Here is a 22,263-nt window from a genome sequence, read left to right as displayed (position 1 = left end):
TGATAGGTCGTGTCTTTGGCAACGCGCGGACTGGGCATAACCCGGGAGTTGAGCCTGATGCTGCCGCGTACGGTGGCCGGCGTCCGGGGTGGTCCGCTCGGGGTGCGCCAGTTCGGCGAGGTGTTCCTGGACGAGTTTGTGCTGACCAGCTTTTCGATTCTCAACAACGGTGTGTTCAAGACGGTGCGATCACCGCAGACGTGTGCCGCGGCGGCCGAGGAGTTGTCGGCGCTGGGCATCGACGGCGCGCACGGCGACCCGGCGCCGTTGCGGGTGCACGGCATCCGGCGCCGGCGTATCGCCGGGTTGAATTACGAGCGGATGACATTCGAGCACGAACCCGCGCTGCCGCGGACCCTGGTGGAGCAGAACTTCGGCGGCCCGTCACGAGCGGCGGTGCACCTGGTGCGGCACCGAGACGGTCCGCGTCCCTGGCTGATCTGGATCCACGGCGCCGGTCAGGGCGGTGCGGAAGACATGCTCCTGTCGCGCATCAACCGGATCCACCGCGGATTGGGATATAACGTCGCGATGCCGGTGCAACCCGGCCACGGCAGCAGGCGCGGGCATTGGCCGGCGTATCCGGACATGGATCCGCTGGGCAACGTCGCGGGCATGATGCGCTCGGTGTCGGAGATCCGTGCCATAGTGCGCTGGGCACGCAGGCAGGCGACCGCCGTCGTGGTAGCCGGGGTGTCGATGGGCAGCCCGGTGGCAGCGCTGGTTTCGCACCTCGAACGGGACGTCGATGCGGTCGCGCTCTACACGCCGATCCTGGGGCTCAACTCGATGATCGCCCGCCACCTGGGCAGGTCGGGTGCGTCGCGCAGCGACTACCGGAGATTGCTGCGGTCCGACGCGGTTTCACAGCTGACCTCGGTGATCGATCCACTGCAGGCCGACCCGGCGCCACCACCGAACCGGCGGTTGATCGTTGCCGCGCGGCACGACCGAATGGCGATGCTGGAGCCCGCGCTGGTCTTGCAGGAGAAGTGGGGTGGCCAGCTGTACTGGTATGCCGGGGGCCATGTCAGTCACATATTCTCGCGTCGCGTGCAGGCGGTCTCCGAGCGGTTCCTGCGCGAAGTGCTTGTGTAGCCCCTCGCAACGGCTTGCGCTCTGCGCGAGGGTCCCCAAGATGCCGGTGAAAGCGCCGTATTGCCGTGCATTTGAGGACACTCGCGCCACAGGCGGCTCGCGTCAGCAGGCCTACGGCAGGATCACTGTGCGAAGCACCGGCTCGGCGACCGCCTGCCGCGCGGACAGCCCCCGCCGCAACGCATCCAGCAGCGCGTCGCGCGTCTCGCGCGGATCGATGAGCTCGTCGAACCCCATGTTCGCGGCCGAGCGGTAGGACGCCTGCAGTTCGGCGTTGCGCAGCTTGGTGGACAGGTCCTCACCGGCGTGCGAGGCGCGGGTCAGCGCAGCCGCGCTCATCGCCCCCATGGTGGCACCGGGATAGGCGAAAGTGGCTGTCTGCTGGTCGAATCCGAGCAACGACATCACCATTGAGCCGAAGCCGTACGCCTTGCGCAGCGTCACGTGCAGCTTGATGGTTGTCGCCGCGGTCTGCGCGGCGAACATCCGCGCCCCGCTGCGCAGTACCCCCTGGCTCTCCGAACGGCTGCCCGGCAGCATCCCCGGATTGTCGGCCAGGAACACGATCGGCAGGTGGAACGAATCGGCCACCAGGATGAAATGTGCCGCCTTGTCGGCTGCGTCGGCATCGATGGACCCGGCCAGCACCTGCGGCTGATTGGCGACGACGGCGACCGGGTGCCCGCCGAGGTGCGCCAGCGCGCAGATGATCGCCTTGCCGAACGCCGGTTGAATCTCGAACCAGTCCGGGCGGTCGAACACCACGTCGAGCACCGCCCGCATGTCGTAGACCCGGCGGTTGTCGCGCGACACGATGCTCAGCAACTCCGGCGTCGGGCGGGGTTCGGAGTTTTCGTCGGGCTCCAGGGACGGCGGGTACGACCACGCACTGGACGGGAAATACGACAGATAGCGCCGGATGTCGTCGAGCACGGACTCGTCGTCCTCGCCGACGTTGTGAATCACCCCGCTGGGCAGCGCGACCGAGGGGCCACCCAGATCCTCCTTCGAAATGTCTTCGCCCGTCGACTCTTTGACGACGGGCGGGCCCGCGGTGAAGATGGTGCCGTTTCGGCTCATGATCCGGAAGTCGCACACCGGGGCGACCAGGGCGCCGTGTCCGGCGGACGGCCCGAGCACCGCGGCTACCGTGGGAACCCGCCCCGAACACTGCGTCTGGGCGAGCAGGTCGGTGGGACTGCGCCCGTAGTGCCCGCCGGTCGGGCGGAAGCCGGCACCGTCGAGCAACATCACCATGGGCACCTTGTTGCGCAGCGCCAGTTCGGCGATCCGGTGGCGTTTGGAGTTTCCGCCCGGGCCGATGCTGCCGGCCAAAGTCGTGAAGTCTTCAGCGCCCACCATCACCGGTGCGCCGTCGATCAGGCCGGAGCCGGTGACGATGGCGTCGGCGGCTGTGTCACCTCCGACCAGGGTGCCGATTTCCCGGAACGTGCCTGGGTCCAGCAGCCGCTCGATTCGGGCGCGTGCGTCCAATTTGCCCTTGCCGCGGTGCTTGTCGAGACGCTCCGGTCCGCCCATCGCCCACGCGTGCTGTCGACGTCGGTCGAGGTCCGCGAGGGTCTCGTCCCAATCCTCGGGCTTGCCCATCCTGGTTACTGTAGTGGGTGCTGCCGGGCGTGACGTTGACCCTACCGAATTGCTTACTGTAACTTTTCCCTCATGTCGCGTGGGGGCCTCAAGATCGACGGAGGCATCCCAGCCAGGCTGGACCGGACGGTCGAGGCCGCCGTCGCCCTGGAACGTAACGGCTATGCCGGAGGCTGGACGGCGGAAACCAGCCACGACCCGTTCCTGCCGTTGCTGCTGGCCGCCGAGCACACGTCGCGCATCGAACTCGGCACCAACATTGCGGTGGCGTTCGCGCGCAGTCCGATGACGGTCGCCAACGTGGGCTGGGATCTGCAGGGGTACTCCCAGGGACGATTCATCTTGGGCCTCGGCACTCAGATCCGACCGCATATCGAGAAGCGGTTCGGCATGCCGTGGAGCCATCCGGCCCGCCGGATGCGTGAGTTCGTCGCGGCGCTGCAAGCGATCTGGTCGACCTGGAAGGGTGGCGAGCGGCTGCAGTTCGAAGGCGAGTTCTACACGCACAAGCTGATGACGCCGATGTTCACCCCGGAGCCGATGCCGCACCCGCCGCCGAGGATTTTCCTGGCGGCGGTTGGGGAGGCGATGACCGAAATGTGCGGCGAGGTCGCAGACGGTCACGTCGGTCACCCGATGGTGTCGAAGCGCTATCTCGCGGAGGTGACGTTGCCGGTGCTGCAGCGCGGTCTGCAGCGCTCGGGCCGAGACCGCGCCGACATCGAGGTCGCCGCCGAAGTGATGGTGGCGACCGGCACAAACGAAGAGGAGCTGGCCACGGCAATCACGGCCGCCCGCAAGCAGATTGCGTTCTACGGGTCCACACCGGCCTATCGCCCGGTTCTGGACCTGCACGGCTGGGGCGACCTGCACACCGAGCTACACCGGATGTCCAAGCAGGGCGAATGGGACGCGATGGCCTCGCTGGTCGACGACGAGATCCTCAACACTCTGGCAGTGGTGGGGCCGGTCGACGAGATCGCCGCCGCCCTGCGCAGCCGCTGCGATGGCCTCGCCGATCGGGTGTGGCCGATCTTCTATGCCGCTTCCCAGGACTGTATCAACGCCGCACTGAAGGAATTTCGCTGATGAGCACACCGGTAATGGACGAGGCCGCCAAGCTGCTGGCCGATCCGCAAACCTACACCGACGAGCGCCGTCTGCATGCCGCGCTGACGCACCTGCGTGCCGACGCCCCGGTCTCGTGGGTGGACGTCGAGAACTACCGGCCGTTCTGGGCTATCACCAAACACACCGACATCATGGACATCGAACGCGACAACACGCTGTTCACCAACTGGCCGCGGCCGGTCCTGACCACCGCCGCCGGTGACGACCAGCAGGCCGCCATCGGCGTCAAGACGCTGATCCACCTCGACGACCCGCAGCACCGTGACGTGCGGGCGATCGGCGCGAACTGGTTCCGTCCAAAAGCCATGCGGGCGTTGAAGGTTCGTGTCGATGAGCTGGCCAAGATCTACGTCGACAAGATGGCCGAGGTGGGTCCAGAGTGCGATTTCGTCCAAGAGGTCGCGGTCAACTATCCGCTCTACGTCATCATGTCGTTGTTGGGCATCCCGGAGTCCGACTTCCCGCGCATGCTCAAGCTGACCCAGGAACTGTTCGGCAGCGACGACACCGAGTTCAAGCGCGGCACCACCGTGGAAGACCAACTGCCGGTGCTGCTGGACATGTTCGGCTACTTCAACGACGTGACCGCCGCGCGTCGCGAACAGCCGACCGAGGATCTCGCATCGGCGATCGCCAACGCCCGCATCAACGGTGAGCCGCTGTCGGACATCGAGACGGTGTCCTACTACCTGATCGTGGCGACCGCGGGGCACGACACCACCAGCGCCACCATCTCCGGTGGCCTGCACGCGCTGACCGAGCATCCCGACCAGCTGCAGCGGTTGCGCGACGATCTGTCCCTGCTGCCGCAGGCGACCGAGGAGATGATCCGCTGGGTCACCCCGGTCAAGCAGTTCATGCGCACCGCCGCACGGGACACCGAAGTGCGCGGTGTCCCGATCGCCGCGGGCGAGTCGGTGTTGCTGTCGTACGTCTCGGGCAACCGCGACGAAGAGGTTTTCGACGACCCGTTCCGCTTCGACGTCGGTCGCGAGCCGAACAAGCACGTGGCGTTCGGTTACGGCGTGCACTTCTGCATGGGCGCGGCGCTGGCACGTATGGAAGTCAGCAGCTTTTTCAACGAACTGTTGCCCAGGCTGAAATCGATTGAGCTGACCGGTGATCCGCAATATGTGGCGACCACCTTCGTCGGCGGCCTGAAACACCTGCCGGTGCGTTACTCGCTTCGGTGAGCTATCCGAACAGCACCGTGCTGATCAGGTGAGTGTCGCAGTACTCCCGCCAATGGGCGACCTTGTCGTCGGCGAATCGGAACAGCCAGGAGTAGACATTGGCGTACTTCTTGCCGCTGTGCGCCGTGGCATTCGACTCGCCGAAGACGACTACGGAGTCGCCCTCGCTGACCGCGTGCTCGAAGGCGAAGTGCAGACCGTCCCTGGTGAAACTCGGGATGCTGCCGACGAAGTTGAGGAATTGTTCCCTGTCGAAATCGCTCGGCATCGGATCGCCAGAGGGCAAGTCGATCGGAGCGCGACGCATCGACCTGAAGGTGAAATCGTCGCTGATCATTGTCTCCACTGCGGCAGTATCACCATGCTCGGCTGCCCGCAGGAGATCTTGTGCCATCCGGCTACGCTGCTCGTTCGTCACGCGCTCCCTTTCGGTGCGAGGTGTGGCCTCGTCATTGTCACGCGCCGCACGCCCCGACGCCAGACTCAATACACCCGAGCGGTAAAAAGGTGTGGCCCAAGTCATAGACTCCCCACGGGAGGACAGCAGCCTAATGACCCCGAGGACGATCATCATCACCGGTGCCAGCGACGGCATCGGCGCCGCTGCTGCGCGCCGGTTGCGCCAACTCGGCGACAACATCGTCGTGGTCGGCCGGTCGCAGAGCAAGACCCAGGCCGTGGCCGCCGAGCTGGACGCAGACCATTTCGTCGTCGACTTCGCCGACCTGGCGCAAGCGCGGGCGCTGGCGGACAAGATCCGCTCCGACTACCCCAGGATCGACGTGCTGATCAACAACGCGGGCTGCATGGGCACCAAGATCCACATCACGCCGGACGGCTACGAACACACCTATCAAGTCAACTATCTGTCTCCGTTCCTGCTGACCACTCAGCTGATGGATGTGCTCGTCGACTCCCGCGCCACCGTCGTCAACACCACCAGCTCGTCGCATCTGCTGATACTGCGCGCCACCGTCGCGGATCTGGAGAACACGGCGCGGCGCCGTCCCAGCACCGCCTACGCACTGTCTAAGCTGGCGATCGTGTTGTTCACCAAGGAGTTACACCGCCGGTACCACGGCCGCGGACTATCCGTCGCAACGGTCCACCCCGGCTACGTCAACTCCAACTTCGGTCCGGCCTCGGGATCGAAGACGCTGGCCTTCTCCAAGCGGTACCTGCCGACCGAGCGCTACACCGCCAGCTCGGAAGAAGGCGCCGAACAACTGATCTGGCTGGCCTCGACCCAACCCGGTGTGGCGTGGACGCCGGGGGAATACTATTCGCGGCACAAGGTCGCCAGGACCAATCGGCTCGCGAAGAATCCGCGGCTGGCCGGCGAGCTGTGGGACAGCACGCTGGCCAGGATCGCGACCTCGTGATGCAGGGCACGAAGACGACCGCCCTGGTGACCGGCGGCGGGTCCGGGATCGGGCGCGAGGCGGCGACGCTATTGCGCGAAGCCGGACACGACGTCGTCGTCTGGGACGTGTCCGGTGGCGATATCGCTTGTGACATCAGCGATTACGATGCGGTGCTGGCGGCGATGGAGCAGACCGTGCGCGAGCACGGTGTGCCCACCCGGGTCGTGGCGTCGGCCGGCATCGGATCGTCGGGTCTGCTGCTGGAGTTGCCGCCCGCGGAATGGCAGAAGGTGCTCTCGGTCAACCTCACCGGCACCTGGTACACGATCCGCGCGGCCGCCCGGGCCATGATCGACGCCGAACTCGAAGGTTCGATCGTCGTGGTCTCCAGCATCAGCGGCACGGTGGCCGACCGGGACATGGGCGCGTACTGCGTGTCGAAGGCCGGCCTGGACATGCTGGTCAAGGTGGCGGCGGTGGAGTGGGGGATCCACGGCATCCGGGTCAACTCCGTCGGGCCCGGTGTCACGCGCACACCCATGCTGCCCGACGCCGAAAAGTGGCCGGCCTGGGTTGAGGGCATGTCCAAACGAACGGCGTTGCGGCGCTTGGGAGATCCCGGCGACGTGGCCGAGGCTATCGTCGGCACCCTCGAAATGTCCTGGGTGACAGGGCAAGTGATCCACGCCGACGGCGGGCTGTCACTGCACAGCCCGATCGACGCCTACGGGCAGGTCGAGAAGCTGATGCGGTTGAAGAAGCTGCGCGAGCTGCATGCGGCAAAGCAGCAGGCCCAGGAGTCTTAGCCCCGAGAGTGAATCTCACGACGCACCGCCCGCGTGTCGGGTCGTCGGATTCACAGTCAGCGGTGAGGGTTTGGGTCAGACGATCCCGTAGTCGATGACGCCGCGAACGATTTCGCCGTTGAGCAGGTCGGCGTAGGCCTGGTTGATGTCGTCTAAGGCATACCGGCGGGTGATCATCTCGTCGAGCTGCAGCTGCCCGGTCTGGTAGAGCCGGGCCAACCGTGCGATGTCGGCCTTGGCGTTGCAGGAGCCGAAGATGGTGCCCGCCAACGTTTTGTTCATCAGGATGAAGTCCTGCAGGTTGATCTTGACCGATTGTTGCAGCTGCGAGGTCATGCCGGTCAGCACGCACGTCCCGCCCTTGCGGGTGAGTTGCACCGCGTCGCGGACATCGTCGGCGGTGATCAGTGACGGCGAGACCACCACGGAGTCGGCCATCACCCCGTAGGTGAGATCGCGCACCAGGTCCAGCGCCTCGGCGATCGAGGCAACACTGTGCGTGGCGCCGAACCGCAACGCCGACTTCTGTTTGAACTCCACCGGATCGACAGCGACGATGTGCGCGGCGCCGTTGATCCGTGCGCCCTGGATTGCGCCGGTGCCGATGCCCCCGGCACCGATCACGACCACCACGTCCCCGCCGCGCACCCCGGCCCGGTTGGCGGCCGACCCGTAGCCGGTCGGAATGGCGCAGGACAGCAGCGCGCTCGGGACCAGCGGCAGCTGCGGCTCCAGCTTGATCAGCGAATTCACCGACACCACAGTGTGTTCGGCGAATGTGCCGACCTTGGCCAGATGGCCGAGCGGCCGGCCGTCGGAGGTGTGGTGACGGAAGGTGCCGTCGGTCGGCATCCCCGGGACCATGGTGCCCATGCCCTGGTCGCAGATGTACTCCATACCCGAGGCGCACCACCGGCATTGCCCGCATACCGCGACGAACGTCGTCACCACATGGTCGCCGACCGCGAAATCGGTGACCCCGGGCCCGATTTCACGCACCACGCCCGAGCCTTCGTGCCCGCCGATCATCGGGAACATGGTGGGCAGGCCCAACGCTTTCAGCACCTCGTTGGGTGCGGACATGTCGCCTTTGAGGATGTGGTCGTCGGAGTGGCACAACCCGGCGGCCGCCAGCTGGACCAGCACCTCGCCGGCGCGGGGTGCGTCGAGTTCGAACTCCTCGACCGACCACGGCCCGCCGACGTCGTGCAGGATCGCCGCGCGGCTTCTCATGCGACCGGCCGGAATGTGACGGGAAGTTTGTTCGGGGAGCGGAAGGTGAGGCCGACGATCTTGGACTCCACCCCGGTGCCGTCGTCTTCGACGAACGTCAGGTCCTGGACGCGGTCGAACAAGCTGTTCAGCATGACCCGCGTCTCCAGTCGGGCGAGGTGCATGCCCAGGCACATGTGGATGCCGCCGGCGAAGGCGATGTGCGCCTGCCGGGGGCGCCGGATGTCGAAGGTATTGGGGTCGGTCCAACGCGTTTCGTCGCGGTTGGCCGAGCCCATACACATGTCGATCTGCGCGTCGGCGGGAATTGTCTTGCCGCCCAACTGGACTTCGCGTGTGGTGGTCCGGGTGACCATGGTCAACGGCGTCTCGTAACGCAGGCCCTCTTCCATCGCCATCGGGATCAGCGACCGGTCTTGATAGGCCATCGACAACTGCTCGGGGTGGGTCAGCAGGCAGTACAACAGGTTGCTTGAAGAGCGGTAAGTGGTTTCCAGTCCGGCGGGCAACAGCAGCCGCAGGAACGCGATGATGGCCTCGTCGGTCAGCTTCTCGCCGTCGATTTCGGCGGCGACCAGATCACCGATGATGTCATTGGTGGGCTTGCGGCGCCGCTGTTCGACCTGGTTGAGGAAGTAACCGTGCAACTCGGCTGCGGCTGTCAGGCCGGCCATGATGTCGGTCGGGATCGAGATCAGATCCAGCGACAGCCGGCGGAACATGTCGAGATCTTCCGGCGGCAACCCGAGCAGCGAGGAGATGATGCGGGTGGGGAACTCGAAGGTCAGCGCCTTGACCAAGTCCGCCTCGCCGTGCTCCTTGATCTCGTCCACCAGCTGGTCGCAGACCGGCCCGATCACCGACGGCTCCCAGCGCTCCAGCGCTGTCGACCGGAACGCCTTGGCCACCAGGTTGCGATGGTCGTGGTGCTCCCGGCCACCCATCGCCAAGATGGTGTGGCCCATCACCAAGCCGATGGTCTCGTCGTACTTGGCTGAGGTGAACGTCTGGTCGTCGCGGAAGGCGTGGAAGACGTCGTCGTAGCCGAACAGGACCCACTCGTCGCTCGGCTTGAGCTCGTCGGGCAGCTGCTCGAGGTCCGAAAGGCCGCCGTGCCAGACCGGGTCGGTGCGCCGCATGTATTCGAAGAACGGATACGGGCTGGTTTCACCGGTGAGGTCCAAGGCGACGGGCGCGCCGTTTTGGTCGGTGCTGAGCGTCATCAGGCGCTCCTCTCTGAGCAACCGAGTTAGCCCTTGCACATGGGCCGAAAGTGGAATGTCGCTATCATAATATAAATAGCAATCTAATCAACGAGCCGACCGATGACGAGGCGGTGATGCCCGGTGCAACGCCGTTTCGTGTGCTCGCTGGCCGAACTGCCGCCCGGCGCGATGAAGCTCGTCGACGCCGGCAAGTTCGGCGTCGGCGTCTACAACGTGGACGGTTCGTTGTACGCGATTGTCAACTACTGCTCGCACGAAGGTGCCCCGCTGTGTCTGGGTCCGGTCGGCGGGACCAACGAACCCGCTCCCGGGGAACCCGACGGGCTGCGCCGGGTGCGGGAGGGTCAGATTGTCCGATGCCCTTGGCACAATTGGGAATTCGACATCACCACCGGACGCAACGTCGCCGACCCGAGTCGACGTGTGCGCACCTATCAGGTCGATGTCACCGACGGGGAAGTGTATGTGACCGCATGACGAACCCGATCATCGATGCGAACGTCCAGCCGCATTTTCGCTACAACGCCGAGATCCGGCGTTATCTCCCGGCCGCCCACAAATTGCGCTCCATCCCCGACGTCGAGCAGCAGTGGTATCAAGCGCCCGGCGGCGACTACCGCGCCGACCTGTACGGCGACGGGTATCCGGGATCGGACCCCGACACCGTCGCGCGGCATCTGTTCGACGAAGGCGGCGCGAGCTACGCGATCCTGAATCCGCTGACCCGGGGCAACATTGCCGACTACCTGCTCAACAGTCGGATCTGCGCCGCGGTCAACGACTGGCTGCTGGATCGGTGGCTGGGGTCCGACACGCGTTTTCGCGGCACCATCCGGGTCAATCCGGAGGACCCCCGCGGCGCGGTCGCCGAGATCGAACGGCTGGCCGATCACCCGAAGCTGGTCCAGGTCGGCGTGCCGATGCAGTCACGCGAGCCGTTCGGCAAGCCGATGTTCGAACCGATCTGGGAGGCCGCGGCGGCGCATGGGCTGCCGGTGGCAGTACACGTCAACGGCGGCAACGGCGTCGACCATCCGCCCACCTTCGCCGGGCACGCGCACACCTATCCCGGTTACGCCGCGTTCATGCCGCTGAACTATTTCGTGCACCTGGCCACGCTGATCGTCGAGGGCGTCTTCGGCCGCCATCCCGGGTTGAAGTTCGTCTTCGCCGACGGCGGATACGACATCCTCACCCCGTTGATGTGGCGGCTGGATACGTTCTGGCTGTCCATGCGTGACCAGACGCCGTGGGTGGACCGCTATCCCAGCGAATACCTGCCCGACCACGTCCGGTTCTGCACGTCGGCGTTCGACGGCGCCCCCGACGTCGGCCAGGCGCAGCGCTGGATGGACTTCTCCGGCAAGGCCGACCTGGTGATGTACGGATCGGGTTATCCGCATTGGTCGACGACGCCGGTGGCTCAGACGGTCGACGGACTGGATCCTGAGCAGCGCGCGAAGTTGTTGTGGCGCAACGCCAGTGAGCTCTACGGGTTGACAGTGAGTGAAGGAAGCGCATTATGACCGTCGTCGAACCTCTCGATGCCCGCGCGGACCAGCAAGAAATCGCCGTCACCGTCGTCGACACCGACGTGCACCCATTGCCCGTGTCCGCCGACGTGCTCAAGTCCTATGCGCCGACCGAATGGGTGGACAAGATCTGGCCGACCGGCAACGCCGTCAGCCCGGTCCCGCATTTCTACGACACCCCGGACTCCTACAAGACCTTCTCGTTGCGGATGGACGCCGCGCCGCCCACCGGGGGAGGGGCCGGCAGCGACCCGGACTTCGCCGCCCAGCAGCTGCTGGTCGACGCCGGCGTCAGCATCGCCTCGCTGGAGCCGATGTGTGACGCGCAGTTGCCGCAAGCCGAGCACGTGCTGAAGTCGACCTACAACGACTGGCTCGCCGACGTCTGGTTGGACAAGGGCAACGCGCACGGCCGCTGGCGCGGGTCCATCAGCGTCAGCGCGCAGACACCCGAGCAGGCCGCGCGGGAGGTCGAACGGTGGGCGGGTCACCCGTACATGTCCCAGGTGTTGATGACGCCTCAGACCCGCGGAATCCCTTTCGGCACAACGCATTTCGACCCGTTGTACGAGGCGGCGGCGCGCAATGGGCTGCCGGTGGCCACGCATTTGATGGGGCAGACGCCGTTCGAGTTGATCCCGCTGTACCCGGTCGGCAATCCCGCGCACTGGCACGACTTCTTTGCGTCCTGGCCGCTGTTGTACGTGTCGCACCTGATGAGCCTGGTGTTCGACGGCGCGTTCGACCGTCATCCGGACCTGCGGGTGGTGTTCATTGAGGGCGGCTTCACCTGGGCGATGCCGGTGATGTCGCGGATGGACCGGATCTGGGAGGCCCGTCGCCGCGACCTGCCGCAGGTGCGTCGGCGCCCGTCGGAGTATGTGCGCGAACACGTTCGGTTCACCACACAGCCTCTCGAGGACGCCGACACGGTGCAGTTCCGCGAGTACCTGGAAATGATGGACCTCGGCGACAACCTGATGTTCTCGACGGACTACCCGCATTGGAGCTACGACTCCCCGACGTATGCGATCAACCGGTTTCCGCGTGATCAGCGGGATCGAATCATGCGCGGCAACGCGACCGCCCTCTACGGGTTGCCGTCAACCGTGAAAGCACTGCCGGGCGAGCAGGTGGGCGTTTCACCGAGCGTGTAACCACTGTCAAATTCGTGCGGATTTTTCGCAGCAGTTACACGCTGGGCGACGGTGTTTCGGTGACCGGCGGCGAGTGCTCGACCGGCGCAGGTCTACCTTGAGGGCATGACGCAGACGAATGTCACGCGCCCGCAGGGACTGGGCCGCATCGACCCGGCACTCCGAGACGCCGCCGAGAGGTTGGGCGTTGTCGAGTTCAGCGCCGACAGCCTGCCGGCCGAGCGCGCGCGGTTCGACCGGGAGGCCGCCGAGCGCGCCGCTGCGGTCGACACCACCGGGGTCAACGTCGAAGCCCGATCCATTCCCGGCCCGGACGGCGGCCAGCTCGACATCCGCCTGTATCGGGGCGCCGACACGTCGTCTGCGCTGCCGCTGGTGATCTATGCCCACGGCGGCGCTTTCGTGACCGGCAATCTGGACACCGACCACGCGCATTGCGTCGAGTTGGCCCGCGACTCCGGCACTTTGGTGGTGTCGGTCGACTACCGGCTGGCGCCGGAGCATCCGGCCCCGGCGGGGGTGCAGGACGTGGAAGCCGCGTTGTACTACGCGGTCGGGCAAGCCGAGGAGTTGAACGCCGACGCCACCCGGCTGGCGGTGATGGGCCGCGACGCAGGTGCTGCCCTGGTGGCCAGCGTGGCCCAACGGACGTTCGATGACGAGGGACCCAAGATCCTGGTGCAGATCCTGCACCAGCCGATGCTCGATTCCGATGCGACGCCGTCGCGGCGGGAGTTCCAGCGCACGCCCGGCCTCAACGGTCAGGCGGTGAGCCGGGCGTGGAGTCACTACCTGGGTCACGCTTCGGCCAACGGTCAGCACGTGCCCTCGCACCGGGCGAACTTGGAGGGACTGCCGCCGACGTTCGTCAGTTGCGCCGACGTCGACCCGTGCCGCGACGAAGCGATCGACTACGCGAACCGGCTGCTGCACGCTTATGTCCCCACCGGGCTGCACGTGATCGCAGCGACGTTCAACGGGTTCGACTCGGCAGTGCCCGATTGGGTTGTCTCGCAAGAGAACCGGGCGCTGCACGCGCAGTCGCTGCGGCGTGCGTTCGCTGTGTGAGAGACCTGACGGTGGCGATCCGCTGCGTCGCGCTGGCGATCGTCACTCAACCGGAGTGAACTTGGTGATCATCCACTTGCCGTCGAGCAGGTTCAGGGTCACCAGCACACTGCGGGGGGCTACCGACGGTTGTTCCGGATTCTCCTTGCTGGTGGTGCTTTGGTCGGCGAAGACCAGCACGATCGCCGAGGTGGGATGCAACTCCTGCACCGCCGCGCGCTTGACCTGAGTGGTGGTCTTGATCGACTTCTGCTTGGCGGCCGGCGTCACGACCTGCGAGGTGAACTGGTCGTAAAAGGACAGGAAATCCCCGGACAGATGCGACCTGGCATTGGCAAAGTCCTTGTCCAGCGAATCGGACGAATATGACAGCACCGCAACCGTTCCCTCCGAGGCCGCGTTGATCGCCGCTCGGGCCACGCTCTGGCTGGTCTGCTGATCTGGGCGGTAGTACTGGAAATACAGCCACGCCGTCATGGCAGCCGAAGCGAGCAGTAGCAGGACCAAGATCACCGGGATGGGTTTGACGGTGATCTGCCGGCGCCAGATGTCGCGCCACCAGTTCCGCTTGGGCGTGACTTCGCCGTCGGCATCTTCGGCGTCGGTCTCGGATGGTGGCACGACCACCACCTCGGTGGGCTCCTCGAGCCCGCTGTAGACGGTGTCGTCGTCCGCGACCGCGAAGGCGTCGTCGTCCGCGACGAACTCGTCGTCCGCGACGAAGTCGTCGTCCCCGACCGTGCCGTGGTCCCCGACCCTGCCGTCGTCCGCGACCCTGCCGTCGTCCGCGCCAAAGCCGGCGTCCCCGACGAAACCGGCGTCCCCGACGAAGCCGGCGTCCCCGACGAAACCGTCGTCCCCGACCCTGCCGTCGTCCCCGACGAAACCGTCCCCGCCCAAATCCTCGTCCCCGACCGCGTCATCGTCCGCGACGGTGCCGCCGGATTCAGCGTCGCCCGCCGCCTCGTCGACCTCACGCTGCGCTTCGGCGCTCTTGGCGAGGGCGACCGCGAACGTGGCGTAGTTGGAGCGCGCCGCGTCGGTGTCAGCGGCGTCGAGCCGCGCGGGTTCCTCGTCCGTCGCGGTGTCATCCACCACGGCTTCGGGGTCTGCGACGGATTCCTTTGGCGCGTCTTCGTCGGTCAGATCGACGTCGCGCACATCGTCGCTCACGGTACGAACTCAACTTTCGACACTTTGTACTGGCCGTCCTCCTCGGTCACGGTAACCCGCATGCGCCACGCGCGCGGTTCGTTCTTGCCGCCGCTGGAATTGGTGACCCGCGAGCTCACCGAGATCAGTACCTGCGCGGAGTGACCATCCATCGACTCGATGGCCGCCGCGTTCACGGTTCCCTCGGTGACCACCTTGGACTGTTCGACCACTTTCGTGAAATCGGCTGCGCGCTGCTGGAAGTCGTCCCGGAACTCACCAGTCGAATTGTCGATGACACGCTGCACATCCTGCTTGGCGCGGTTGAAGTCCAGCGAGGTCATGTACACCACACCTTGTTTGGCGCCGGCGATGAAAGCCGCTTCCCGCTGCTGCTTTTCGGTGCTCTCGTGGTGCCGCCACGCGAACACCCCGCTGAGCACCCACAACCCGAGGATCAGCAACACCGCCACGGCGGTGGCGATGGTGGACAGCTTCGGCACTCGCAACGACCTTCGCAGCCGCTCGCGCCGGGACGGCGGGGCAGCTGCGACGGGTTCGGATTCGTCGTAATTCTCCGACTCGTCGTACTCGTCGGGTTCGTATTCCTCGGTTTCGTCGTACTCCTCGGACTCGTCGTAGTCCTCGTAGTAGTCGTCGTCTTCGTCGTCGAACTCGTCGTCCTCGTCGAACTCGTCGGTTTCGTCGTCCATGGCGCCCAGCGCCTTGCGGCGCAACCGCGCCGCGCGGGCCTTCGCGCGTGCCGCGGCGGCCAACAGTTCGGCCTCGGCAGCTTCGGCTTCTGCCTCCTCGGCCAGCGCCAGCGCATCGGCTTTCGCGGTCACCGCAGCGTCGTCTGTCTCAGCCATCTCGGCTACCGCTCGTCATTATCGACTGAACTCCGGTATCTCTTACGGTATTGCCCATTGCTAACATCGGAGTCGCCAGCAAACCCCGACGAGGACCGATCAGGCGGATGACCCACCACTCCGACTTTCCCCCCGACTTCCCTCGCAGCAGCGAAGGAATGCCCGGGAAAGTCCGGCCGGCATCATGACCGCTGTCGACTCTCCCGAAAAGATACTCTTCACCACCACCACCCAAGCATTTCTGTCCAAACAGGCGTCCCTGCGTCACGTCCGCGACCTGCACGGCACCGGTGAATCGTTCCACCCGGAGTGGTGGCGGCGGGCCGCTGAACTGGGGTGGACGGGATTGCTGGTACCCGAGGAGCTGGGCGGCGGCAGCGCCTCGGGGGACGGGTTCACCGATCTGGCCTCGGTCGCCGAGATGCTCGGCAAGACGGTGGCGCCCGGGCCGTTGTACCCGGTCAGCACCGTGCTCGCCGGACTGGTCGGGTCGACCGATCGGGATTCCCACGCGGAGTTGATCGACTCGGTGGTCTCCGGTGAGACGGTGGCGTCCTGGGCGGTGGCCGAGCCGGGCCGCGGTTGGGCGCCGCTGGATCCGACCGTCACCTGCACTGCCGTAGCCGACGGGTACCGGATCGACGGCGTCAAGGACCGAGTCGAAGCGGGCGCCCAGAGCGCGGTGCTGCTGGTGGTGGCGCGAGACGGCTCGGACGAGGTGCGACAGTTCCTGGTCCGGACCGACGCCCCCGGCGTGCGGATCGTCCCGCAGCAGTCCATCGACCTGGTCAAGCAGTACGCGCGGGTGGAGTTCGACGGTGTGGTCGTCAACGGTGCCGCCGTCGTCGGCAGCGCCGCCGAGACTCCCGCGCTGATCGAGCGGCAGAGCCAGATCGCGCAAGTGCTGCAATGCGCCGAAGTGGTCGGAATCCTGCAGACGGTCTTCGATTTCACCGTCCAGTGGGCACTGGACCGGCATTCGTTCGGTCGTCCGCTGGCCTCCTACCAGGCACTCAAACACGGGTTCGCCGACATGAAGATGTGGCTCGAAGCGTGCCGCGCGACCACCGCCGCCGCCGTCGCCGACGTCGCCGCGCAGGCACCCGACGCCGGACTTTCGGCCAGCATCGCCAAGTCCTACGTGGGCGAACTCGCCGGGCAGATCGTGCAGCGTTGTGTGCAGATGCACGGCGGCATCGGCGTCACCTGGGAGCACGACCTGCACCTCTATCTGCGACGAGTTACGTTGTACCGCAACATGTTCGGCACCCCGGAGGAGCACAACATCCGGGTGTATCGGATGGCAAGCCGATGACCAACGCCGAGTCCGTCGCCGAATTCGCAGCCCGCGCCCGGGCGTGGCTGGCCGAGAACATGCCCAGCATCGATCCGGAAGTGCCGCCGGCCGCGCCGCGCGACGACGAGCGGTCCTGGCAGCGCGCCCGGGAATTGCAGAAACGGTTGTGGGACGGCGGATTCGCGGGCATCTGCTTTCCGCGTGAATACGGCGGTCTGGGCCTGGACTACGAATACCAGCGGGCGTTCGACGTGGAGTCCTACGCCTACGAAATGCCGTTGATCCTCAACGTGCCGACGTTCACCATCTGTTGCGCCACCCTGCTCGACACCGGCAGCGAGGAACAGAAGAAACAGCACATTGCCGCCGCGTTGCGCGGCGAGGAGATCCTGGTGCAGCTGTTGTCCGAACCCAGCGGTGGATCGGATCTGGCCGGGGTCATCACCCGCGCCGAACGACACGGCGACCGGTGGGTGATCAACGGCGCCAAGACCTGGAGCACCAGCGCGTTCGCCGCGGACTACGGGCTGTGTCTGGCCCGCACCGATTGGGATGTGCCCAAGCATGACGGTCTGACCATGTTCCTGGTGCCGATCAACCACCCGGGGATCACCCTGCGCCGCATCGTCCAGGTCAACGGTGGTGCGGAATTCTGCGAGGAGTTCCTCGATGGGGTGGACGTCGGCGACGACGCGGTGGTTGGCGAGGTGAACGACGGGTGGGCGGTCGCGTCACGGCAGCTCTACCACGAACGCCGCGCAGTCGGACAGGGCTCGGAGTTCGCCAGCGGCTCCGGGCACGAAGGCGGGCACACCACGCCGGTGGACTACGTCGACCTCGCGGCCCGGACCGGTCAGGCCGACGACGAACGCATCCAGGAGATGGCCGGCCGGGCACTGGTGCACCGCGCCGTGGCCGAGCAACTCATCGAGCACGTGTCCCGCAATGTCCGCGACGGCGGACTACCGCCCGCCGCCGGCAGCCTCATCCGGCTCTTCCACGCCGAGCACGTGATGTTGGAGATGGACATCGCGCTGGCGATCGCCGGCTCGGCCGGTGTGGTGGGGGAGTTCGGCGAAGGGCTGCAGACCGGCATCCGCTACCTGTCGCGGCAGTCGGTCGCCATCGGCGGCGGCACCACCGAGATGGCGCGCAACGTCATCGGCGAGCGGGTGCTCAACTTCCCGCGGGAGTACGCCGCCGACCGTGGGGTGCCCTTCAATCAGGTCCGGCACGGCAGCGCCCGGTAGGGCTCAGTCTTCGACCAGCACGCCTTCGGCGTCGCCCCCGCTGACCGGGATCTGAACCAGCGACAAGACGTGGTGTGCCGGGCTTCCCGGCGGAGCCACCAGCACGCAGTCACCGCCCTGTTTGCGAGCCCGTTCCCGAGCGGCCGCCAGCGCGCTGACCCCCGCCGAGCCGAGGTGGGTGACGGCGCTCAAATCGATGGTCAAAGACGCTATGCCGGAACGGCTTTCGACGGCGATCTGGCGGTCCAGGGTGGAAGCGGTATGCGCATCGACTTCGCCCCGTACGACGATGCGACCACCGTCGGACACCAGCGAGACGAATTCGCTGTCCACCGCACGCTGGTAGGAGACCCGGCTGACCACTGAGTCGCTCACGAAGTTGGCCGGACGGAAAAGGTGGTGGCTGAGCGTGGCGGTGGTGCCGCCGGGCCCATGGGTGACATGTGAATCGGTCACCAGCGCCTCGGCCATCGCCAAGCCGCGCCCGCGGCCGCGTTCGCCTTCGCGGTGATCCTTCCAGATGCCGCGGTCCATCACGACGGCCCGGAGCTGGCCGTCGCCGCCCAGTTCGGCGGTGACGACGATGCCGTCGGGAACCTCGGTGCGGTAACCGTGTTCGACCGCGTTCTCCACGAATTCGGAGATCGCATGCACCACGTCGGAGATGTCGTCGGCTACAGCGCCGATCTCCTTGAGCCACTCCCGCAGTCGGGCTCGGATCCCGCGCGCGGCATGGATGTTGGCATCGGCTGTGATGTGCAGCGGCGGGGTCGCGGCTCGGCGCTGCGCGGCGAGCAACGTGACGTCGTCTTTGTAACCGGTGGAGCGAAGGAGCAATTCGAGTGTCTCCGAACAAAGCCGGTCGATGGGCCGCGCGGGCGCATCGATCACGAAGCCGCCGGTGCCCGCCGCGATGCTGGCCGTCAGGTCGGCGAATTCCGTGGTGCTGGCTCCCAGTGGCCGCCCCGGACGTTCGATCAGGCCGTCGCTGTACAGCAGCACCGCGTGGCCGACGTCCAACGACTCGATGCGCGTCGGGAATCCGGTGCCGCTGCCCAACGGGGCACCCCCGGAAGGTTCCAGATACCGCGAGCCCCCCTCGGCCGTCACCACCAGCGGGGGCGGATGGCCGGCGGTGCAGTACTGGAATTCACCGGTACCGAGATCCAGCGAACCGATGCAGACGGTGGCCGACTTCGAACCCGGGACCTGCTCGTGGAACCGGTCCACCGCCTCGAGTGACTCGGTGATCGGTAGCCCCGCGGTGAGTTGCATCCGCAGTGCGGTGCGCAGTTGGGACATCACCGCCGCGGCCTCGACGCCATGGCCGACCACGTCGCCGACCACCAGTACCAGGCGATCGCCGAGCGCCAACGCGTCGAACCAGTCGCCGCCGGCGGCGGTGTCCTCGGCGGCCACCAGATATTCGGCGGCGACGTCGGCGCCGGGGATTATCGGCACCGACCGCGCCAACAGTGCCTGCTGCATGACGGTCGCCGAGTCGCGGACGTTGCGGTAGCGCTCCGACAGTTCCTCGACCTTCGCCTCGGCCGCCTGGCGCGCCTCGACCCGGGCGGTGACATCGTCGAAGAGCAGCTGGACGCCTTCGATCTGACCGGACAGGTCCCGGCGCGGTGTGACGACGAAGTCGAAGAAGCGCTCCTCGACCCCGGAGCCCTGCAGGTCGACCTGCAATCGCCACTCGGCGCCGGACTGCGGCACGCCCGAGTGGTACACCCGGTCGAACATGCCGAAGATCTGCTGGCCCTCCAGCTCCGGATAGACCTCTCGCGCAGGCTTGCCCACGAAGCTCATTGCCGGATTGAAGGCGCGAAAGGCCGCATTGGCTGCGATGAAACGGTGGTCAGGACCCTCCAAGCCGACCACCATCGCGGGAATGTTCTCGAAGATGCGTCGCACGTCCGCAGCCGTGCCCACCGTGTTGTCCCAGTCCTTATCGGCCGACATATTGGCCGTACCTCCCGCGGACCGATGTAGCAGATCCTGACGATGGCGTCAGGCAACAACAATCAGATTAGCAATCACGGGCTTTGTTCCAGGCACCAAATTTCTCGCCGCACCAACGGCCTGGCGTGTCACGCCACCGTCATCGCGGCTTCCGTCGTGGGGTGGACCGGCAACACACTGCCGAACGAGCACGCGTCGACGATGCGGGCGACGCCGGGGTTGCTGCTGACCATGCGCAGCGTGATGCCGCGGTGACGCAGACGTTCGGCTTCGTCGGCCAAGACGGTGAACGCGCAACAGCCCATGAACTCGAGGCTGGTGACGTCGACGACCAGCAACCCGGCGTGGCTGGCGACGGCGGATGCCTCGGTGACCAGACCGCGCCAGGTGTGTTCGTTGGAGGCGTCGACTTCGCCCCCGGCGCGGATCAGCACCGCCGAACCCGTGCGCACGGTCGTCGCCTTCAGCGCACTGTTGGGCTCGCCGAGTTCAGAAGCCAACCGGTTGCTGAGTGGCACCGGGATGGAAGACGATTCGGACGGACCCACGTTCATAGCACACCCCCAAGAGTGGTGGACCGCGCCGGTGAAACCCCCCGAATGGAATGTCCGCTGCGCGCCGGAAAAATAGCGATGCCTTTTGTATAGCAAAAGGCTCCGCCGGGGGAGGCGAAATGCCCAAATCCGGTTGAGGTCTTCGGGATTACCCTGGCTCGGCTGAATTCAAACCTGACTCAGGCCGTGGTCTCCTCGGCGTCGGTGGGACGGCCGATGATGGCGAAGTTCACGGTTGCGGTTGCGGCGAGGTCGCTGTCGCTGTCACCGAAGATGTCGATCTGCATCACCATCGAGCGACGGCCGGCGCGCAGCACCGTGGGCACGGCGCGTGCCGAGCCGTGCCGGATCGGGCGCAGATAGCGGATGACCAGGTCAGAGGTCGTCATCGCGGTGCCGGGCTGCAGGTACTCCATCCCCAGCTGTCCGCCGGCCACGTCGGCCAGCGTGGCGATCAAGCCGCCCTGCAGCGCGCCGTTGGTGTTGACCACCTGCGGACTCACCGGCATCGACATGGCGAACTCGCCGCCGGGGCCGGCCGTCGGGCGCAGGCCGATTCGGGCGAACAGTTCGCCGAGCGTGGGCGCGACCGCGTCGCCAGCGGTGTCCCGGATCCCCAGCGCTCGGCTGCAGAAGTCGTAGAGCTGTCCGGCGTCGATGGGAGTGCCGTTGAGTTCGGTACCGAGCCAGCGCAATCGCAGGGCGCCGATGATCGTCTGCATGACGATCGCCGACGCCGCACCGACGTCGATTGCGGCGTCGAACAGCCCTTCGGTGATGCCTTGGCCGACGATGTCGCGGATCAGCCGGTGCAGCGGGGACAGTACCCGGGCATATTCGCGCGGCCGGGTCTCGGCCAAGTGCTGGTTGTAGAGACTCAGCGCCCTATTGAGACTGTCCTGGGTGCTGGATTCCGGCTGCGCGGTGACCCGGTCGATGACCAGCTTGAGTGCCGCGGTGCTGTCGAGTCCGGCGGTCTCGGCGCGCCACATTTGCGCGGCCTGAGCCATGGTTCGGTCGAACAGCGCCAGCAGCAGTTCGTCCTTGCTGGCGAAGTGTTGATAGAACGCGCGCAGTGAGGTCTTCGACCGGGCAACGACTTCCTGGACGGTGAAGTCGGTGCGTCCGGTTTCCCCCAGGATCTCGACCGCGGTCTTGATGAAGCGGTCGGCGCGGGTGACGTCAGCTTGCTCGCCGGGGCCGGCCATCGGCGGTCTCCTCTTCGAAGGCGTTGCAACAACGTTCTGGCAATTCCGAGAATGACATTACCGCGTGTTGCTCCGCGAGCCGCCATCAGAGCTGCCCCGCGTCATCGCCGCGGTGTGCGCAGCACCGCCGCTGAAGCACAGCGGTGGGCGTGTCTTATTTTCGTTCCGAAGACCGTTGTCGCACAACAAATTACGCCGAAGCAGTGCTGTGCGGCCCAAATCACCTCAGTTGCGGGAGCCGCGCGGCCGACCGCGTCGACGTGGGCGAACGTGGTAGCCGCCTTGTTCGGCCAACGCACGCAGCCGGCGCAGGGCGAAGTCCCGCGGACGTCCAGACTCCGGGATCGCCACGCCCGCCCATAGCCCTTCGACGTTCGGGTCCTGGCAGGCTTCGCGCGCGCACAGAAACCGGCGTGGGCAGGCCAGGCAGAGCGCTTTTGCCTCCTCGTCCGGTTCGCAGGTCGTCCACCGATCCGGATCGACGCTGCACACCGGCACGTATTCATCCAACGGCGTGGACGACGGCATCACTGCTGCGGTCATCGCTTT

At 66.3% G+C, this 22,263-nt stretch carries 21 protein-coding genes; 11 read left to right on the top strand and 10 right to left on the bottom strand.

Annotation, left to right across the window (positions count from 1 at the left end):
* Positions 1 to 9 precede the first annotated feature (9 nt).
* A complete protein-coding gene (locus AC5Y4D_RS16340) occupies positions 10 to 1,098 on the top strand; it encodes a PHB depolymerase family esterase (protein WP_499940941.1) in 1,089 nt (362 codons plus the stop codon).
* A 111-nt stretch (positions 1,099 to 1,209) separates the two neighbouring features.
* Here AC5Y4D_RS16340 and AC5Y4D_RS16335 read toward each other — a convergent pair whose 3' ends face one another.
* Positions 1,210 to 2,706, bottom strand: coding sequence for an acyl-CoA carboxylase subunit beta (locus AC5Y4D_RS16335; RefSeq protein ID WP_500037607.1), 1,497 nt, complete (start codon positions 2,704 to 2,706; stop codon positions 1,210 to 1,212).
* 72 nt (positions 2,707 to 2,778) lie between these two features.
* Here AC5Y4D_RS16335 and AC5Y4D_RS16330 point away from each other — a divergent pair, with 72 nt between their 5' ends.
* Together AC5Y4D_RS16330 and AC5Y4D_RS16325 are read left to right on the top strand one after the other, a co-directional pair.
* Positions 2,779 to 3,795, top strand: a complete 1,017-nt coding sequence (locus AC5Y4D_RS16330; RefSeq protein WP_500037606.1) for an LLM class F420-dependent oxidoreductase — start codon at positions 2,779 to 2,781, stop codon at positions 3,793 to 3,795.
* 14 nt (positions 3,796 to 3,809) lie between these two features.
* A complete protein-coding gene (locus AC5Y4D_RS16325) occupies positions 3,810 to 5,030 on the top strand; it encodes a cytochrome P450 (protein ID WP_499941383.1) in 1,221 nt (406 codons plus the stop codon).
* Between the two features lies 1 nt (position 5,031).
* Here AC5Y4D_RS16325 and AC5Y4D_RS16320 read toward each other — a convergent pair whose 3' ends face one another.
* The gene (locus AC5Y4D_RS16320; RefSeq protein ID WP_500037605.1) at positions 5,032 to 5,424 is read right to left on the bottom strand and encodes a nuclear transport factor 2 family protein; all 393 of its coding nucleotides are present in this window, start codon (positions 5,422 to 5,424) and stop codon (positions 5,032 to 5,034) included.
* Between the two features lie 157 nt (positions 5,425 to 5,581).
* On the opposite strand from AC5Y4D_RS16320, the gene AC5Y4D_RS16315 reads away from it, so the two are divergent.
* Both AC5Y4D_RS16315 and AC5Y4D_RS16310 read left to right on the top strand, forming a co-directional pair.
* Positions 5,582 to 6,412, top strand: coding sequence for an SDR family NAD(P)-dependent oxidoreductase (locus AC5Y4D_RS16315; RefSeq protein ID WP_499940933.1), 831 nt, complete (start codon positions 5,582 to 5,584; stop codon positions 6,410 to 6,412).
* A complete protein-coding gene (locus AC5Y4D_RS16310; RefSeq protein ID WP_500037642.1) occupies positions 6,412 to 7,200 on the top strand; it encodes an SDR family NAD(P)-dependent oxidoreductase in 789 nt (262 codons plus the stop codon). The genes AC5Y4D_RS16315 and AC5Y4D_RS16310 overlap by 1 nt, the downstream gene beginning before the upstream one ends.
* Before the next feature lie 75 nt (positions 7,201 to 7,275).
* Here AC5Y4D_RS16310 and AC5Y4D_RS16305 read toward each other — a convergent pair whose 3' ends face one another.
* Complete coding sequence (locus tag AC5Y4D_RS16305) at positions 7,276 to 8,433, bottom strand: Zn-dependent alcohol dehydrogenase (RefSeq protein WP_500037604.1); 1,158 nt, start codon at positions 8,431 to 8,433, stop codon at positions 7,276 to 7,278.
* Positions 8,430 to 9,656, bottom strand: coding sequence for a cytochrome P450 (locus AC5Y4D_RS16300; RefSeq protein ID WP_500037603.1), 1,227 nt, complete (start codon positions 9,654 to 9,656; stop codon positions 8,430 to 8,432). Before AC5Y4D_RS16300 ends, AC5Y4D_RS16305 begins: the two co-directional genes overlap by 4 nt.
* 123 nt (positions 9,657 to 9,779) lie before the next feature.
* Between AC5Y4D_RS16300 and AC5Y4D_RS16295 the strand changes: the two genes are divergently transcribed.
* From AC5Y4D_RS16295 to AC5Y4D_RS16280, 4 genes are all read left to right on the top strand, one after another.
* Positions 9,780 to 10,136 (top strand): Rieske (2Fe-2S) protein, encoded by a 357-nt coding sequence (locus tag AC5Y4D_RS16295; protein WP_500037602.1) that lies wholly within the window; start codon positions 9,780 to 9,782, stop codon positions 10,134 to 10,136.
* Positions 10,133 to 11,185 carry an amidohydrolase family protein gene (locus tag AC5Y4D_RS16290; protein WP_500037601.1) on the top strand — a complete coding sequence of 351 codons (1,053 nt, stop codon included), beginning with the start codon at positions 10,133 to 10,135 and terminating at the stop codon, positions 11,183 to 11,185. Before AC5Y4D_RS16295 ends, AC5Y4D_RS16290 begins: the two co-directional genes overlap by 4 nt.
* Positions 11,182 to 12,348: an amidohydrolase family protein gene (locus AC5Y4D_RS16285; RefSeq protein WP_500037600.1), complete on the top strand. Its 1,167-nt coding sequence runs from the start codon at positions 11,182 to 11,184 to the stop codon at positions 12,346 to 12,348. Before AC5Y4D_RS16290 ends, AC5Y4D_RS16285 begins: the two co-directional genes overlap by 4 nt.
* A 105-nt stretch (positions 12,349 to 12,453) precedes the next feature.
* On the top strand, positions 12,454 to 13,416 hold the full coding sequence (locus AC5Y4D_RS16280) for an alpha/beta hydrolase (RefSeq protein ID WP_499991001.1): 963 nt from the start codon (positions 12,454 to 12,456) through the stop codon (positions 13,414 to 13,416).
* Between the two features lie 42 nt (positions 13,417 to 13,458).
* Here AC5Y4D_RS16280 and AC5Y4D_RS16275 read toward each other — a convergent pair whose 3' ends face one another.
* Positions 13,459 to 14,043, bottom strand: a complete 585-nt coding sequence (locus tag AC5Y4D_RS16275) for an Rv1363c family protein (protein WP_499991063.1) — start codon at positions 14,041 to 14,043, stop codon at positions 13,459 to 13,461.
* Between the two features lie 542 nt (positions 14,044 to 14,585).
* Positions 14,586 to 15,437, bottom strand: coding sequence for an Rv1363c family protein (locus AC5Y4D_RS16270; protein ID WP_499940922.1), 852 nt, complete (start codon positions 15,435 to 15,437; stop codon positions 14,586 to 14,588).
* Positions 15,438 to 15,621: 184 nt separating this feature from the next.
* On the opposite strand from AC5Y4D_RS16270, the gene AC5Y4D_RS16265 reads away from it, so the two are divergent.
* Positions 15,622 to 16,752 carry an acyl-CoA dehydrogenase family protein gene (locus AC5Y4D_RS16265; RefSeq protein ID WP_499940920.1) on the top strand — a complete coding sequence of 377 codons (1,131 nt, stop codon included), beginning with the start codon at positions 15,622 to 15,624 and terminating at the stop codon, positions 16,750 to 16,752.
* Positions 16,749 to 17,984, top strand: coding sequence for an acyl-CoA dehydrogenase family protein (locus tag AC5Y4D_RS16260; protein WP_499940918.1), 1,236 nt, complete (start codon positions 16,749 to 16,751; stop codon positions 17,982 to 17,984). Before AC5Y4D_RS16265 ends, AC5Y4D_RS16260 begins: the two co-directional genes overlap by 4 nt.
* A gap of 3 nt (positions 17,985 to 17,987) precedes the next feature.
* Here the strand turns inward: AC5Y4D_RS16260 and AC5Y4D_RS16255 are convergent, their stop codons facing one another.
* The 4 genes from AC5Y4D_RS16255 to AC5Y4D_RS16240 all read right to left on the bottom strand — a co-directional run bounded on the left by AC5Y4D_RS16255 (position 17,988) and on the right by AC5Y4D_RS16240 (position 22,257).
* Entirely contained in the window at positions 17,988 to 19,952 is a 1,965-nt protein-coding gene (locus AC5Y4D_RS16255) for a SpoIIE family protein phosphatase (RefSeq protein WP_499940916.1), read from the bottom strand.
* Between the two features lie 128 nt (positions 19,953 to 20,080).
* Entirely contained in the window at positions 20,081 to 20,506 is a 426-nt protein-coding gene (locus AC5Y4D_RS16250; protein ID WP_499940915.1) for an anti-sigma factor antagonist, read from the bottom strand.
* 179 nt (positions 20,507 to 20,685) lie between these two features.
* On the bottom strand, positions 20,686 to 21,714 hold the full coding sequence (locus AC5Y4D_RS16245) for a hotdog fold thioesterase (RefSeq protein ID WP_499940914.1): 1,029 nt from the start codon (positions 21,712 to 21,714) through the stop codon (positions 20,686 to 20,688).
* A 225-nt stretch (positions 21,715 to 21,939) separates the two neighbouring features.
* Positions 21,940 to 22,257, bottom strand: coding sequence for a WhiB family transcriptional regulator (locus tag AC5Y4D_RS16240; protein ID WP_499940912.1), 318 nt, complete (start codon positions 22,255 to 22,257; stop codon positions 21,940 to 21,942).
* Positions 22,258 to 22,263 lie beyond the last annotated feature (6 nt).

It is taken from the genome of Mycobacterium sp. NGS67 (assembly GCF_059812185.1).
This window is presented reverse-complemented; position numbering and strand designations above follow the sequence as displayed.